Annotated in this window: 15 protein-coding genes and 2 tRNA genes; 9 read left to right on the top strand and 8 right to left on the bottom strand. The window is 67.1% G+C overall.

Features of this window, described 5'->3' with window-relative positions:
* Positions 1–12: 12 nt before the first annotated feature.
* Positions 13–1,023 carry a type I glyceraldehyde-3-phosphate dehydrogenase gene (gene gap, locus U1703_RS04675; protein ID WP_332784791.1) on the bottom strand — a complete coding sequence of 337 codons (1,011 nt, stop codon included), beginning with the start codon at positions 1,021–1,023 and terminating at the stop codon, positions 13–15.
* Positions 1,024–1,217: 194 nt separating this feature from the next.
* On the opposite strand from gap, the gene U1703_RS04670 reads away from it, so the two are divergent.
* The 4 genes from U1703_RS04670 to U1703_RS04655 all read left to right on the top strand — a co-directional run bounded on the left by U1703_RS04670 (position 1,218) and on the right by U1703_RS04655 (position 2,667).
* A complete protein-coding gene (locus U1703_RS04670) occupies positions 1,218–1,415 on the top strand; it encodes a hypothetical protein (protein WP_332784790.1) in 198 nt (65 codons plus the stop codon).
* Positions 1,415–1,732: a cell division protein ZapA gene (locus U1703_RS04665; RefSeq protein WP_320452174.1), complete on the top strand. Its 318-nt coding sequence runs from the start codon at positions 1,415–1,417 to the stop codon at positions 1,730–1,732. The genes U1703_RS04670 and U1703_RS04665 overlap by 1 nt, the downstream gene beginning before the upstream one ends.
* Positions 1,733–1,933: 201 nt before the next feature.
* Positions 1,934–2,467 carry a 5-formyltetrahydrofolate cyclo-ligase gene (locus tag U1703_RS04660; RefSeq protein WP_332784789.1) on the top strand — a complete coding sequence of 178 codons (534 nt, stop codon included), beginning with the start codon at positions 1,934–1,936 and terminating at the stop codon, positions 2,465–2,467.
* Complete coding sequence (locus U1703_RS04655; protein ID WP_332784788.1) at positions 2,464–2,667, top strand: DUF2842 domain-containing protein; 204 nt, start codon at positions 2,464–2,466, stop codon at positions 2,665–2,667. Before U1703_RS04660 ends, U1703_RS04655 begins: the two co-directional genes overlap by 4 nt.
* Before the next feature lie 326 nt (positions 2,668–2,993).
* Here U1703_RS04655 and U1703_RS04650 read toward each other — a convergent pair.
* The 4 genes from U1703_RS04650 to U1703_RS04635 form a co-directional block, all read right to left on the bottom strand.
* Positions 2,994–3,070: transfer RNA gene (locus U1703_RS04650), tRNA-Asp, on the bottom strand.
* 83 nt (positions 3,071–3,153) lie between these two features.
* Positions 3,154–3,230 (bottom strand) — tRNA-Asp (locus U1703_RS04645).
* 57 nt (positions 3,231–3,287) lie between these two features.
* Positions 3,288–4,508, bottom strand: coding sequence for an AI-2E family transporter (locus U1703_RS04640; protein WP_414712032.1), 1,221 nt, complete (start codon positions 4,506–4,508; stop codon positions 3,288–3,290).
* Positions 4,509–4,610: 102 nt separating this feature from the next.
* Positions 4,611–4,787, bottom strand: a complete 177-nt coding sequence (locus U1703_RS04635) for a hypothetical protein (protein WP_332784787.1) — start codon at positions 4,785–4,787, stop codon at positions 4,611–4,613.
* A 123-nt stretch (positions 4,788–4,910) separates the two neighbouring features.
* Between U1703_RS04635 and U1703_RS04630 the strand changes: the two genes are divergently transcribed.
* Positions 4,911–5,816 (top strand): acyl-CoA thioesterase, encoded by a 906-nt coding sequence (locus U1703_RS04630; protein WP_332784786.1) that lies wholly within the window; start codon positions 4,911–4,913, stop codon positions 5,814–5,816.
* A gap of 15 nt (positions 5,817–5,831) precedes the next feature.
* Here the strand turns inward: U1703_RS04630 and U1703_RS04625 are convergent, their stop codons facing one another.
* Entirely contained in the window at positions 5,832–6,887 is a 1,056-nt protein-coding gene (locus tag U1703_RS04625) for a methyl-accepting chemotaxis protein (RefSeq protein ID WP_332784785.1), read from the bottom strand.
* Between the two features lie 238 nt (positions 6,888–7,125).
* Between U1703_RS04625 and U1703_RS04620 the strand changes: the two genes are divergently transcribed.
* The 4 genes from U1703_RS04620 to U1703_RS04605 all read left to right on the top strand — a co-directional run bounded on the left by U1703_RS04620 (position 7,126) and on the right by U1703_RS04605 (position 11,113).
* Positions 7,126–8,367: a TetR/AcrR family transcriptional regulator gene (locus U1703_RS04620; RefSeq protein WP_332784784.1), complete on the top strand. Its 1,242-nt coding sequence runs from the start codon at positions 7,126–7,128 to the stop codon at positions 8,365–8,367.
* A gap of 119 nt (positions 8,368–8,486) precedes the next feature.
* Positions 8,487–8,981, top strand: coding sequence for an EF-hand domain-containing protein (locus U1703_RS04615; protein WP_332784783.1), 495 nt, complete (start codon positions 8,487–8,489; stop codon positions 8,979–8,981).
* A 78-nt stretch (positions 8,982–9,059) separates the two neighbouring features.
* Positions 9,060–9,779: a response regulator gene (locus tag U1703_RS04610; protein WP_320452166.1), complete on the top strand. Its 720-nt coding sequence runs from the start codon at positions 9,060–9,062 to the stop codon at positions 9,777–9,779.
* 35 nt (positions 9,780–9,814) lie between these two features.
* Entirely contained in the window at positions 9,815–11,113 is a 1,299-nt protein-coding gene (locus U1703_RS04605) for a sensor histidine kinase (protein WP_320452368.1), read from the top strand.
* A 20-nt stretch (positions 11,114–11,133) separates the two neighbouring features.
* On the opposite strand, the gene U1703_RS04600 is transcribed toward U1703_RS04605, so the two are convergent.
* Both U1703_RS04600 and U1703_RS04595 read right to left on the bottom strand, forming a co-directional pair.
* Positions 11,134–12,615, bottom strand: coding sequence for an MFS transporter (locus U1703_RS04600; protein ID WP_332784782.1), 1,482 nt, complete (start codon positions 12,613–12,615; stop codon positions 11,134–11,136).
* 32 nt (positions 12,616–12,647) lie between these two features.
* On the bottom strand, positions 12,648–13,679 hold the full coding sequence (locus tag U1703_RS04595; RefSeq protein ID WP_332784781.1) for a LacI family DNA-binding transcriptional regulator: 1,032 nt from the start codon (positions 13,677–13,679) through the stop codon (positions 12,648–12,650).
* Positions 13,680–13,750: the final 71 nt, after the last annotated feature.

Raw genomic sequence — 13,750 nt, 5'->3', positions numbered from 1 at the left:
GCCCGTCCGTCATCAGAGGAACTTCGCCATCGCGGTCGCGGTGTCGACCATGCGGTTCGAGAAGCCCCATTCATTGTCGTACCACGACACGACGCGCACCAGCTTGCCGTCGATCACCGCCGTCTCCAGGCTGTCGACGGTCGAGGACTGCGGCGAGTGCATCAGGTCGATCGAAACCAGCGGCTCGTCGGTATAGACCAGCACGCCCTTCAGCGCCTCGCTCTCCGACGCCGCCTTCAGGATCGCGTTGACCTCTTCCTTGGTCGTGTCGCGCGCGGGCGTGAAGGTCAGGTCGACCAGGCTGACGTCCGGGGTCGGCACGCGGATCGCCGAACCGTCCAGCTTGCCCTTCAGTTCGGGCAGCACCTCACCCACCGCACGGGCGGCACCCGTGGTGGTCGGGATCATCGACATGGCGGCGGCGCGGGCGCGACGCAGGTCGGGGTGGATCTGGTCAAGGATCTTCTGGTCGTTGGTATAGGCGTGGACCGTGGTCATCAGGCCGCGCTCGATGCCGATGGCGTCGTTCAGCACCTTGGCGACCGGCGCCAGGCAGTTGGTGGTGCACGAGGCGTTCGACACGATGGTGTGGTCGGCGGTCAGCTTGTCATGGTTGACGCCGTACACGACGGTCAGGTCGACATTCTTGCCGGGGGCCGAGATCAGCACCTTCTTGGCGCCTGCCGCGATGTGCTTTTCGCACGACGCCTTGTCGGTGAAGAAGCCGGTGCATTCCAAGACCAGGTCGACGCCCAGTTCCTTGTGCGGCAGGTTGGCCGGATCACGCTCGGCGGTGACGCGGATGCGCTTGCCGTCGATCACGATGTCGTTGCCCTCGGCGGCGACTTCGCCCGGATAACGACCATGGATGCTGTCGCGGCTGAACAGCCAGGCGTTCGACTTGGCGTCGGCCAGATCGTTGATCGCGACCAGTTCGAGGGCATTGTCGCCACGCTCGAGGATGGCACGCGCGACCAGGCGGCCGATGCGGCCGAAGCCATTGATTGCAACCTTGACCGTCATGCCAGCAATCTCCTGTATGTCTCTGCCACGATGCCTGAGCGGCATCGCCCCGGGTAAGAAAATCACGAAAATCGCGATTCCGTCTCTAAGCGCCCACGCCTTTCGGAGCCGCGCGGGTGTCTGTCAACCGCTCGAGTGCGCCGGATCGCCCAATTCCGGGTTGCCGCATAAAACCAGCCTGCTAAGCCCCTTTCATGCCCGAACCTATTGCCGACGACGTCCTTTCCTCCGTCGACCGGATCGACCACGCCATTGCCCGCATCGAACGGGCGATGCGAACCCGCGCCGCCAAGGAAGACGCGCTTGCCCGCCGTCACGCCGCGCTGAAGGCGCGCATGGCCGAGGCCGTGACCGCGCTTGACGATGTCATCAGCCGGGGGAGCGCCGTCTGATGGCCGAAGTGACGATCCTGGTCGGCGACCGCCCGCACACCGTCTATTGCCAAGACGGCGGCGAAGCCCGCGTCCGGATGCTGGGCCAGATGCTCGACCAGCGCTGGTCGGCGGCATTGCGGGCCTCGGGCGGCCATAATGGCGAGCGCGCGCTGCTGTTCGTGGCGCTGATGCTGGCCGATGCGCTGGAAGAGGCCGAGCGGCGTCCGCCCGCCGGTGCCGCAGTCAGCGAGGCGGCGCTGGCCCGCATCGCCGAGCGCCTGGAGGCGCTGGCCGACGTGCTGGAGCCCGAAAGCCGCGGGGATGCTCTTGAGTAAACGCCCCCCCTCGCCTACATGGGTTGGCGGCGGGTTCTGCCCGGTACGAGCTACGATAATCCCTGAGGCTATTCTTCATCCAAGGGGGCTGTCCCTGCCCGGACCCTGGTCCGACGTACATGGTCCCCACCTGACGTATCGAGCGTCGGTGGATATTACGGCAAACGGCCACGGCGGTCCCGCCACCCGCCTTCTTTTCACATGATCGCCAAGCGCGCCCTGCGCGCGCGGATGCGCGCCGTTCGCGATGTCCATGGCCCCGGCCTGTTGCCGGTGGCGCGCCCCTTTCTCGATCGGCTGCTCCCCCATCAGGTCATCGCCGCCTATCGCCCGCTGGGTGCCGAAGCGGACCCGGCGCTCTGGGTCGAGGCGGCGCTTCATGTGGGAGCGACGATCGCCCTGCCCCATGTCACCGATCGTGCCAGCCCGATCCGCTTCCTCGCCTGGGCGGACGGCGCCGAGCTGAGCGTGGGCGCCTTCGGCCTGCACCAGCCCGCCGACGACGCACCCGAATGCCGCCCCGACATCATCCTGACCCCACTGGTCGGCTTCGACCGGCACGGAAATCGCCTGGGACAGGGTGCAGGGCATTATGACCGCGCCTTCGCGGCCAACCCCTACGCCTGGCGCGTGGGCATCGCCTGGGGCGTGCAGGAGGTCGAGGAGATGGTGCCCGACAGCTGGGACATGCCCCTCCACGCCATCGCCACCGAAACGGAATGGATCGTCCCATGACCCCCAGTTGGCGCAAACCCGCCGGAATGCTGCTGATCGTCGCGATCATCATCGTCTGGGCGATGCTCGTCGCCAGCCTGTCGGGCGTGGTCGGCCAGTGGCATTGGGTGTTGCAACTGACTTTCTATGTCGTCGCGGGGATCGTATGGATCACGCCGATGAAGCCGCTGCTGCGCTGGATGGAAGGCGGACGGGGTTAGGGTTTTGATCCACCTGCCCTGAACTGTTGCCCTACCACCCCGGCGAAGGCCGGGGTCCAGTTGCGAAGGCTTCAGCGATGAAGCGCACTGGATCATCACAACCGCACCCCCGACTGGACCCCGGCCTCCGCCTGGGTGGTGCTTCAGCTTGGCTGGATCAAACTATAGGGGTTCCCTTGGCCTTCGGCTCGCAGGCCGAACGGAGGTAGGGAATTTGGGGAGACAGGTTAGCCGCAGAGCGTTCGGCGGATACGCCGGTTTCGGCGAAGCGCGCGCCAACCACTCAAGACGACCAAGGCTGGAAACAAAAGCGCCATCCCGAAGGATGGCGCGAGTGACGGGGCTCGAACCCGCGACCTCCGGCGTGACAGGCCGGCGCTCTAACCAACTGAGCTACACCCGCTTGAAAGCCATGTGATGCCCACCGAAATCGGCATCGGCCCCTAGAGGGGATTTCGATATCTTCAGCCATTCCCGGGAAGGGAGTGGCGCGAGTGACGGGGCTCGAACCCGCGACCTCCGGCGTGACAGGCCGGCGCTCTAACCAACTGAGCTACACCCGCTGAAAGCGTCGAGGCGCGCCAACTAGGCGAGGGCTCCGAAGCTGTCAACGCATCATTTCATTTTTCTTGCGGAACGTCTGGCGGATCGCTTTCGCGGTCGAGATGGGTGAGCGTTCCATGCTCGAACAGGAAGCCAGCGATATCGGGTTTTCCGGCGGCTTTCAGGACGGTCTGGAGGATGATCAGGAGCGGTACGGCCAGCAGCGCGCCCACCGTCCCCCACACCCATCCCCAGAAGCTGAGCGAGACCAGGATCATCACCGGGCTGATGGTCAGGCGGTGGCCGACGATCAGCGGGGTGATCAGGTTCGCCTCGATCAGGTGCATCCCGTACATGATCGCGGGCGGGGCCAGCGCGATCCAGATGTCGCTGAACGTCATCAGGCCACCAATCGCCAGCAGCATCGCGCCGATCACCGGCCCGAAATAGGGGATGTAGTTCAACAGCGCGACGATACCGCCCCACATCAGCGGGTAGGGCATGCCGAACAGCGACAACGCCCCCGCCACCGCCCCGCCCAGCGCCAGGTTGATGATAGTAATCGTCCCCAGATAGGCCGAAACATCGTCCACAACCTCCTGGATGACCCGTGCGGTCGCCATGGCACCGTCGAAGCTGGTCCGCCCGCGGATCGTCTCACGCCGCATCCGGGTCCAGCCCGACAGCACGAAGAACACGACGAGCACACCGAACAGGAACTGGACGATCAGTGTCGGGGCCGAGGTCGCGGCCAGCTCCAGGATCGAGCTGGGCGGCGAGACGGCGGCGGTCTGCGGCTGGCGGATCGGCGTCGAGGCGACCTGGCGCAGCGCCTTGTTCACGTAACGCTCGAGGTTGGAATACAGGTCGAGCAGCGGCGCCAGATTGTCCTGGATACGCCCGATCCGGCTGGGCAGCAGGCGGAAGAAGTCGGTGGCGGGCACGATGATCGCGGCCAGCGCGATATTGGCGACGATCAGGAACAGCAGGACGCACATCAGCGCGGCGAGCGGCGACGGCACGCGCCGCCGCTCCAGCCATTCCAGCACGGGCACGAGCGCGATGGCGATGACGAGCGCGGTCGTCAGTGGCAGGAAGAACTCCGCCCCCTCCTTCAGGGCGAAGGGCAACGCCAGGATGAAGCCCGCCCCCGCCGTCAGCGTCAGCCCGGCCAGCAGGCGGTCGCGGCGCATCGCGATCCGCACCGCATCGGCCGGTTTCATGCCGACAGGCATCCCCAGGACCGAATCGCCCTCTGTCCGGATCTTTTCGACCGGATCGTCATGCACATCACTCATGCCCGGCACGTTAGCGGCTTTCCACCGGCAGGAAAGCCGCTAACGCCGGGCGGGGATGACGTTTATGTCATGAAGCGCCGATCGGGCGCCGTGCGCGGTACCTTACCAGGCGCGCGGGATGCCGCCGGTCCGCTCGGCGACGGCATTTTCGATCGACTGAAGCTGGGTCCGGCTCAACACGCCCGCATCCATCAGGTGCCGCATCAACTCGTCAGTCAGCGCCGCCAGGAAATGCAGCTCGGCCCGCTCGGAGGCACCATCTTCGTTCAACGGGTCCATCGCCTACTCCCATACGCCATGATCGACGCGGCATGTGTAGCGAGGCTCCAAATGCCGCGAAAGTATCTTTCGCGGCCATGCCGGCCATTGACGTTTACGTCAGCGGCAACCATCACCCGTTGCATGACCGATCCGACGCCCTCCCCTACGCTCCCTACGCCCGACGCGCTGGCGCAGGGCCTGATCGCGCTGCTCGATGTCGAGGAGATCGACACCGACCTCTATCGCGGCGCACGCCGTCCCGGCGGCGAGGGTCGCGTATTCGGCGGGCAGGTCATCGCCCAGGCGCTCCAGGCGGCGCAGCGCTCGACCGACGGGCCACGCACGGCGCATTCGCTGCACGCCTATTTCATGCGGCCGGGCGACGAGCGCTATCCGATCATCTACCGCGTCGAGCGCGATTTCGAGGGGCGCAGCTTCGCCACCCGCCGGGTGATCGCGATGCAGAAGGGCAAGCCGATCCTGAACCTCGCCTGCTCGTTCCAGACGCCCGAGGACGGCCTGCACCATCAGGATGCGATGCCCGCCGTGCCGATGCCGGAGACGCTGACGCCCGAGCGCGAACTGCTGGCGCGGCTGGGCGACCAAGTGCCCGCGCAGATGCGCGCCTTTCTGCAACGGCCCCGCCCCATAGAGCTTCGCCCGGTCGATCCGCGCCAGATGCTTAGCCCCGAACCGCGCGAGCCCTTCCAGGCGATCTGGTTCCGGCTCGTCGCCCCGATCGGTGACGATCCCGCGCTCCACCGTGCGATCCTGGCCTATGCCAGCGATTTCGCACTGCTCGGCACCTCCACCCTGCCGCACGGGGTGAGCTGGCTGATCCACGACATGCAGACGGCCAGCCTCGACCATGCACTGTGGCTGCACGAGCCGTTCCGGGCGGACGAATGGCTGCTCTACACGACCGACAGCCCCTGGGCGGGCCATGCGCGCGGCTTCAACCGGGGCCGGATCTTTTCGGCGGACGGGCGGCTCGTCGCCAGCGTCACGCAGGAAGGGCTGATCCGGCTGCGCACACCGATCGCCTGACGCGTCCGTGCCGGTTCAGCGTTGCAGCATCTCCCGCACCGACCGGGTCGCGGAACGCGTATCCTCGGCCAGCTTGCGAACCTCGGCGGCGACGACACCGAAGCCGCGTCCTGCGGGTCCGGCGCGCGCCGCCTCGATACTGGCGTTGATCGCCAGCATGTTGGTCTGGCCCGCAATCCCTGCGATCCGGTCGACCATCGCCTCCATGTCGCGAAGCATCGTCTCCAGCGCGGCCTGGCGCTCCTCGGCCATCAGGCGGAAGCGCTCGGCCGTCTCCAGCCGCATGGCCGCCTCGTTCTCTAACTGGACCTGGTCGCTGACATCACGGGCGAATTTCACCACCTTGTAGGGCACGCCGTCGGCGTCCAGGATCGGCGTGTAGGTCGCGTGCAGCCAGATCGGCGAACCGTCCGCCCGCCGCCGCTCGAACCGTCCGGAAATGTACCGCCCCGCCGCCAGATCCAACCATAGCCGCGCATAGGCGGGCGAACGGACATAGTCGTCCAAACAGAAAAGCCTGTGATGCACGCCGATCGTGACCCGGCGACTATGCCCCATCAGCGACAGGAACATGTCGTTGGCCGCCAGCACATAGCCCTGGAGATCGAACTCCACGACCGCTTGCGACCGATCGATCGCCGCCAGCTTGCCATAGGCCTCGGCATCGCGGCGATGTCGCTCGGTCACGTCGGTGCCGGTCATCAGGACCTGTGTGACCGCGCCCCCGTCGTCGAGGATCGGCGCATACCCCCCCTCGATCCACACCGCCTGCCCCTGCCGATCGACGTGGCGATAGGTCCCCTGCTGACACTCCCCCTGCAGCAAGGCCTGCCAGAACAGGTCATAATCGCGCGACAGGGTGATATCGGTCGGGCAAAGCTGGCGATGCACCACCCCCGTCAAATCCGAAGCGGCATCGTCGAACGTCCGGCGGAAATTGGCGTTTGCCCACAGAATCGCTCCGCCGGCATCAAGGACCGCCATGAGCTGGGCAGAGTCGATCGCCCGGAAAACCGGATCGTTTCTCTGCCGGATCTGGTCTGGACAGAACGGGGCTTCGGCGGCGATCATGCCCCTTGATTGCCCACAATGGCCTAAACGATCGTTAAGTATGTGCTATACATACTGTTGCATGCTGGAAGCGGCTGACCGCTTGGCGGACCGTACCGGCTTTTGGACACGCGCGACCATTCGCCGCTTTTTCGAGGCCGGGATCGCGAAATGTGCGGTGACCCGCAATACTTTTTCTTTTAAAGCGCGATTCCGAGGGTGCGAGCGCGCCGGGCGAATGATCGAGGGAATGACCAAAATGACGGCGACGCCCGTCGGTGAAGGACAGAATACCGCGCGTTTTCGTCAGAAGCGCGACGCCATCCTGGCGGCGGCCGCCCAGGCGATCAACGAACAATCGGCAAAGGGCATGACCTTTGCTGATGTCGCGCGACGCGTGGGGCTGAACACCACCAGCGTCACCTATTATTTCCGCCGCAAGGAAGAGCTGGCGGCGGCGGCGTTCGAACATACGCTGGACCGGCTGCTAGAAATGCTGGCCGAAGCCGCCGAGGCCCCGACGCCGCAGGAGCGGGTCGCCCGGTATCTGTCGATCAACATGGCACGGCTCGCCCGGATCGAGCGTGGCGAGGAAACCCCGTTCGCCGTCCTGTCCGACCTGCGCGCCATGGAAGAACCGATCCGCGGCCAGTTGATGGCGGGATGGCAGAAGGTGTTCCGCGCGACTCGCAGCCTGTGGGGCCCCGCCCCCACCCGCGCGCATACCGACCTGTACGGCGCGCGGGCGCACGTCCTGCTCGAGAACACCTTCTGGCTGCCCATCTGGCTGGTCCGGTACGAACCCGACCAATATGACCGGGTCGGGGAACGGCTGCTCGACGTGCTGACCCATGGCGTCGCCGCACCGGGCGCGACCTGGTCGCCGATGATGCTCGACCTGGCGGCACGGGATGCCGACAGCAGCGAGCCGGGACGCGAGGCGTTCCTGCTGGCGGCGACCCGGCTGATCAACCAGCTCGGCTATCGCGGCGCCAGCGTGACCCGCATCGCCTCCGAACTGAACGTGACCAAGGGCAGCTTCTACCACCATCTCGACGCCAAGGACGACCTCGTCGCCGCCTGTTACGGCCGCAGCTTCGATACGATCACCGCCGCGCAACAACTGGCCGATGCCGCCGGGGGCAGCCACTGGAACCGCCTGTCGAGCGCCATCGCCACGCTGCTCGATATCCAGTTCGCCGAGCGCGGGCCGCTGCTGCGCACCAGTGCGCTGTCCAGCCTGTCGGGTGAGGTTCGCGCGCAGATGGTCGAGCGGTCGAACCGGATCGCCCGGCGCTATGCGGGCACGATCATGGACGGCGTGGCGGAAGGGTCGGTACGCGCGGTCGACGCGCTGATCGCGGCGCAGGCGCTGATGGCGCTCCAGAACGCCGCGTTCGACATGCGCAAATGGGCCGCGACGATGGAGCGGCCCCAGGCGATCGCACTCTACGCCTCCACCGTCCTTTACGGCATGTTCGACGACCGATTTCTGGGCTGACCAGACAATTTGCGACAAATCCGGCGGTGCCGCGACATGTTGGGGCGACAGGCGGGCGGCAGAAGGGGGATCGTTCGGAAAGGGATCGTCCCGCTTCCGGGAAAGAGGATGCCCACCCCATGCGAAAGACCCTGATCGGCCTTTCCCTGTTCACGATGCTGTCCGCCACCGCCGCCGAAGCGCAGACGGCCGCCCCGCCGCCCCCGCCGCCTGCGCGCATGGGCGGCGGCCTGATGGGTCTGCAGCCCGATGCCAGCGGCAACATCACCCGCGCTGCCGCGATCGCCGCGGCCGACCAGCGTTTCGCGACGATGGACGCCAATCATGACGGCACCATCTCGCCGGAGGAGATGCAGGCCTATAGCGCACAGCGTCGCGCCGAATGGCAGCGCCGCCAGGGCGATACGGAGCGCGCCGACCGCGGCGACCGCCCCGCCCGCCCGGCGCCGCAGCCGGTGACCGCCGAAGCCTATCGTGCCCGTGCGCTGGCGATGTTCGACCGGCTCGACACCAATCGTGACGGCAAGGTCGATGCCGCCGAACGTGCCGCAGCCCCCCGTTTCGGCCGCCGCTCCATGGCCCCCACCTCTCAGCCGGCCACGCAGGGCGACTGAGTCGTCAGGCGGGGCGACCGATCCTCCCACCGGCCGTCACGCTTGCGAGGTCCGCGCGCCATGCTAGACCCTTCCCCCATGTCCGATACGCCGCATCTGCTGCTCGTCGACGACGAGCGTTCGATCCGTGAGCCGCTGGCCGTCTATCTGACCAAACAGGGCTTTCGCGTGACGCAAGCCGGCGACGCCGCTTCGGCACGCACCCGGCTGGCCGCCTATGCGATCGACCTCGTCATCCTGGACATCATGATGCCGGGCGAGGACGGGCTGTCGCTGTGCCGCCATATCGCGGCGACCAGCGAGGTGCCCGTCATCCTGCTGACCGCGCGGGCCGAGGAAACCGATCGGATCGTCGGGCTGGAAATGGGTGCCGACGATTATGTCGTGAAACCCTTTTCCCCGCGCGAGCTGGCCACCCGCGCCAAGGTGGTTCTGCGCCGGACGCAAGCTGGCGGCACGCGCCATCACGCGCCCGACAGCGGCTCCTACGCCTTTGCGGGGTGGGTGCTGAAATCGGGCGAGCGGTCGCTCGTCGATCGCGAGGGCGTGTCGGTGATGCTGTCGACCGGCGAGTACAACCTCCTCCTCGCGCTGGTCAGCCGTCCGCGCCAGGTGCTGACCCGCGATCAACTGCTCGACCTGACGCAGGGGCGCGAGGCCGCCGCCTTCGACCGGGCGATCGACAACCAGGTCAGCCGCTTGCGCCGCAAGATCGAGGCGGACCCCAAATCGCCCGAGATCATCAAGACCGTCTGGGGCGGCGGCTATACGCTGGCTGCCGAAGTCACGCGCCTGTGAAGCTGCGTTTCTGGCCACATCGGCTGGCAGCGCAGATGGCGCTTCTGCTCGCCATCGCCTTGTTTGTCGCCCAGGCGATCAACTTCACCCTGCTGCTGCGCGAACGCCGCAGCCTGATCCTGGAGCAGACGTCGGGGCCCGCCATCGCCCGGCTGAACGATGCGATCGACCGGACCGCCAGCGGCAAGCCGCTGCCGCCGGATCGCGGGCGGGTGCGGGCGTCGGCCGGAAATCCTATCCGCGCCGACCTGCCGCGCGTGCCCGAGGTCGAGGCGCTGATCCGCAACGGCCTGGTCGAGGCCGGGCATCCCGTGGCGCGGGTCGTGACCGGCGTGCGGCCCTTCCAGCCCGAGGATTTCGACTGGCCGCGCCGCAGGATGGATCGTCAGCGGCATCCCGCCATGGAACTGCTGATCGCGGTCGAGCGCACGCGCGGCGGCTGGCTGGTCACGCGATCCTTCTGGCCCAGCGATGAAATGACCCTGGTCTGGCGGCTGATCGCCCAGACGCTGATCCTGTACGGCATCATCCTGTTGCCCGTCCTGTGGATCGGGCGGCGCATCTCGCGGCCCTTGCGCGACCTGACGCGCGCGGCGGAGCGTTTCGATCCGCGCGAACGTGGCGAGCCGATCCCCGAGCAGGGGCCGCTCGACGTCTCCGCGCTGATCGCCGCATTCAACGCCCTGCGCCTGCGAATTGGGGCGATGCTGGACGAGAAGGACCGGATGCTGGGCGCGATCGGGCACGACCTGCGCACGCCGCTGGCCGCGCTGCGGGTACGGATCGAGTCGGTGGAGGACGAGCAGGACCGGCTGCGCATGGCCGATACCGTGGCCGAGATGAACAAGACGCTGGAGGACATCCTGTCGCTCGCGCGGATGGGACGCCCCAGCGAGATGGAAACCGATGTCGACCTGAACGCACTGGTCGATGCGGTGGTGGCCGATTTCCACGATCTGGGGCAAGACGTGACCTTCGAGGAAGGCGGACGGCTGCGCCTGAAACTGCGCCCCACGCTGATGCGTCGCGCGGTACGCAACCTGATCGAGAATGCGGTCAAGTACGGGCATTCGGCCGATGTCCGCATCGACGCGCGCGCCGACCGGATCGCGATCACCGTCGCCGACATCGGCCCCGGCATCGCGCCGGACCTGTTGGAGACGGTGTTCGATCCCTTCACCCGACTGGAAACTTCGCGCAATCGCGAGACGGGCGGGATCGGCCTTGGCCTGGCGCTCGCGCGTTCGATCGTGCGACAGGCGGGGGGCGATATCGTCCTGGCCAATCGCCCCGAAGGCGGGCTGGCCGCGACGATCACCCTGCCCCGCGCCTAAATCCCCCATGCCGGGGACGATCAGGCCTCCTTCGCCACCCGCAGCATCGCCAGCGCCGCCACGCCCATCACCCCGGCGGCGATCGCCATCGTCCAGACCAGATGGCCGCCCAGGAAATGCCCCACGATCGCCCCCATCACCGAAGACACGATCAGCTGCGGCAACACGATAAAGATGTTGAACAAGCCCATGTAGATACCGAGCTTTTCGGGCGGCAGCGCAGCCGACAGGATCGCATAGGGCATGGTCAGGATCGACGCCCAGGCGATGCCGACCAGCACCATCGACGCCATCAGCCACCAGGCGTCGCGAATGACCAGGAACGAAGCGAAGCCCGCCGCTCCGCAGAGCAGCCCCAGGATATGCGTGTTGCGCCGCCCGATCGCCCTGGCCAGCGGCGGCAATGCAAAGGCCCAGAGGGTGGCGACGCCGCTATAGACCGCGAACAGCACGCCGACCCAGTTGGCGCCTTCGTTGAACGCCGCGCTGCTGGCGTCGGTGGTGCCGAACACCCGCTCGGCAACGATCGGCGTCGTATAGATCCACATGATGAACAGGGCCGACCAGGTGAAGAACTGGACGAGCGCCAGCCGCTTCATCGTGGTGGGCATCGCCGCCAGGTCGGCCAGGATCTGGCTCAACGCGTTACCGCCCCGCCCGCCCCGCACCAATCCGGCGCTGACGATCTTGGCCAGGCCGAAGGCGATCAGGCCGCCGCCGAGCAGATAGACCGGCTTGTCGAGCCCCAGCCACCCGACACCCGCGACGACCAGCGCACCGGCGGCGATCCAGAGCGGCGCAGCCCCGATCCGCTCGCTGGGGGCCGCATCGCCATGCACCGCCTGCCCCTCGTCGTGATCCGCAAAGGCGGCCAGTTGTCGGGGCGAATATTCGCGGGTCGTCATCACCGTCCACAGCACTGCGGCGAACAAGGCCGCCGCACCGATATAGAAGCCATAGCGAACCGAGGGCGGCACCTCGCCCGGCCCCGCGACATTGGCGACGTGGAACACGTCGGTCAGCAGCATCGGTGCCAGCGACCCCAGCACCGCGCCCGCCCCGATGAAGCCGGTCTGGAACGCATAGCCCGCCGTCCGTTGGCGGCTGGGCAGCATGTCGCCGACAAAGGCGCGGAACGGCTCCATGGAGATATTGAGCGAGGCGTCGAGCAGCCAGAGCAGCATCGCCGCCGCGAGCAGCCCCCCGGCATTGGGCATCCCCAGCAGCGCCAGCGTCGCCAGCACCGCACCCGCCAGGAAATAGGGCCGCCGCCGCCCGAACCGTCCCCAGGTGCGGTCGCTGTAATGGCCGATCACCGGCTGGACGAGCAGCCCGGTCAGCGGCGCCGCGATCCACAGGAAGGCCAGGTCCTTCTCGGCGGTGCCCAGCGACTGGAAGATGCGGCTGACATTGGCGTTTTGCAGGGCAAAGCCGATCTGGATACCAAAAAAGCCGAACGAGGTGTTCCACAGCCCCCAAAAGCCTTGACGCGGCTTCTCCATAATCCCTCCCAGATTTTTGTTATCGTTATATTTTATGGCCTGACGCTCGACCCGCGCACGACCAGGGTCGCGGGCAACAGATTGCGTGGTGGTGCGGTGCCGGCAATCTCCGCGAGCAGCGCGCGGACCAGCAACCGGCCTGCGGCTGCTGCGTCCTGCACCACGGTGCTGAGCGGCGGATGCGCGAAGCTGGCCGCCGGAATATCGTCGAACCCGACGAGCGACACATCGGCGGGCACGCGCAGGCCCGCCTCCGCCAGGACGCGCATCGCCGCCAGCGCGATCAGGTCGCTCGCGGCCATGATGCCGTCGAACGGCTTGCCGCGTACCAGCAACTCGCGCGCGGCCCGCTCCCCCTGCTCCTCGCTGGAGATCGCGCCGACCTGAAGCGCGGGGTCGCATGGCAGCCCCGCTTCGGACAGGGCGTCGCAATAGCCGCGATAGCGGTCGTGGAATTCGGGATAATGGTCGGTCGCGTCGCCCAGGAACGCGATCCGCCTGCGCCCCTGCGCCACCAGATGCCGCGTCGCCGCCAGCGCCCCCGCATGATTGTCGCATCCGATGGTCAACCCCGGCTGCCCCGGTGCAACCGAGCCCCAGCGCACGAAATGCGTGCCGCGCGCGACCAGCGTCTCCAACTGTTCGCGATACGCGGCGTAATCGCCGTAACCGAGCAGGATCAGGCCATCGGCACGATGGCTGTCCTCATAATCCGCCTGCCAGTTGCTGGTCGGGTTCTGGAACGAGACGAGCAGGTCGTACCCGACCTCCGCACAGCTCTCCATGATCGACCCCAACATACCGAGAAAGAACGGATTGATCAGCGTCCGCCCCGGCGAGGGATCGCGGAACAGGAGGAGCGCCAGCGTTCGCGTCTGGCCGCTGCGCAGGTTGGAGGCGGCACGGTCGACCGAGTAGTTGAGGTTCTTCGCGATCGCCTCGATCCGCGCGCGGGTGGCGGCACTGACCGACGGACTGCCGCGCAGCGCCCGGCTGACGGTCGGTTGCGATACGCCCGCCATTTGCGCGATGTCGAACGATGTGGGCTTACGCGGACCGGCCAAATCTGTGCTTCCTCCTCTCCACTCCGCTTACCGGCTTTCACAAGCCGGGTTAAGCCGAAGCGCTGTCGTAA

Source organism: Sphingomonas flavida (assembly GCF_036663655.1).
Taxonomy (GTDB): domain Bacteria; phylum Pseudomonadota; class Alphaproteobacteria; order Sphingomonadales; family Sphingomonadaceae; genus Sphingomonas.
Note: the sequence above shows the minus strand (reverse complement) of the source record. Positions and strands in the feature narration are given on the sequence as shown.

What these genes read in the sequence shown, in the direction of transcription:
- U1703_RS04605 (WP_320452368.1), top strand. Translation starts at nt 9,815, where the DNA reads ATGGCGCTTCTGCTCGCCATCGCCTTGTTTGTCGCCCAGGCGATCAAC.
- U1703_RS04620 (WP_332784784.1), top strand. Translation starts at nt 7,126, where the DNA reads ATGACGGCGACGCCCGTCGGTGAAGGACAGAATACCGCGCGTTTTCGT.
- U1703_RS04655 (WP_332784788.1), top strand. Translation starts at nt 2,464, where the DNA reads ATGACCCCCAGTTGGCGCAAACCCGCCGGAATGCTGCTGATCGTCGCG.
- U1703_RS04660 (WP_332784789.1), top strand. Translation starts at nt 1,934, where the DNA reads ATGATCGCCAAGCGCGCCCTGCGCGCGCGGATGCGCGCCGTTCGCGAT.
- U1703_RS04665 (WP_320452174.1), top strand. Translation starts at nt 1,415, where the DNA reads ATGGCCGAAGTGACGATCCTGGTCGGCGACCGCCCGCACACCGTCTAT.
- U1703_RS04630 (WP_332784786.1), top strand. Translation starts at nt 4,911, where the DNA reads ATGACCGATCCGACGCCCTCCCCTACGCTCCCTACGCCCGACGCGCTG.
- U1703_RS04610 (WP_320452166.1), top strand. Translation starts at nt 9,060, where the DNA reads ATGTCCGATACGCCGCATCTGCTGCTCGTCGACGACGAGCGTTCGATC.
- U1703_RS04640 (WP_414712032.1), bottom strand. Translation starts at nt 4,508, where the DNA reads ATGAGTGATGTGCATGACGATCCGGTCGAAAAGATCCGGACAGAGGGC.
- U1703_RS04670 (WP_332784790.1), top strand. Translation starts at nt 1,218, where the DNA reads ATGCCCGAACCTATTGCCGACGACGTCCTTTCCTCCGTCGACCGGATC.
- U1703_RS04615 (WP_332784783.1), top strand. Translation starts at nt 8,487, where the DNA reads ATGCGAAAGACCCTGATCGGCCTTTCCCTGTTCACGATGCTGTCCGCC.
- gap (WP_332784791.1), bottom strand. Translation starts at nt 1,023, where the DNA reads ATGACGGTCAAGGTTGCAATCAATGGCTTCGGCCGCATCGGCCGCCTG.
- U1703_RS04635 (WP_332784787.1), bottom strand. Translation starts at nt 4,787, where the DNA reads ATGGACCCGTTGAACGAAGATGGTGCCTCCGAGCGGGCCGAGCTGCAT.
- U1703_RS04600 (WP_332784782.1), bottom strand. Translation starts at nt 12,615, where the DNA reads ATGGAGAAGCCGCGTCAAGGCTTTTGGGGGCTGTGGAACACCTCGTTC.
- U1703_RS04625 (WP_332784785.1), bottom strand. Translation starts at nt 6,887, where the DNA reads ATGATCGCCGCCGAAGCCCCGTTCTGTCCAGACCAGATCCGGCAGAGA.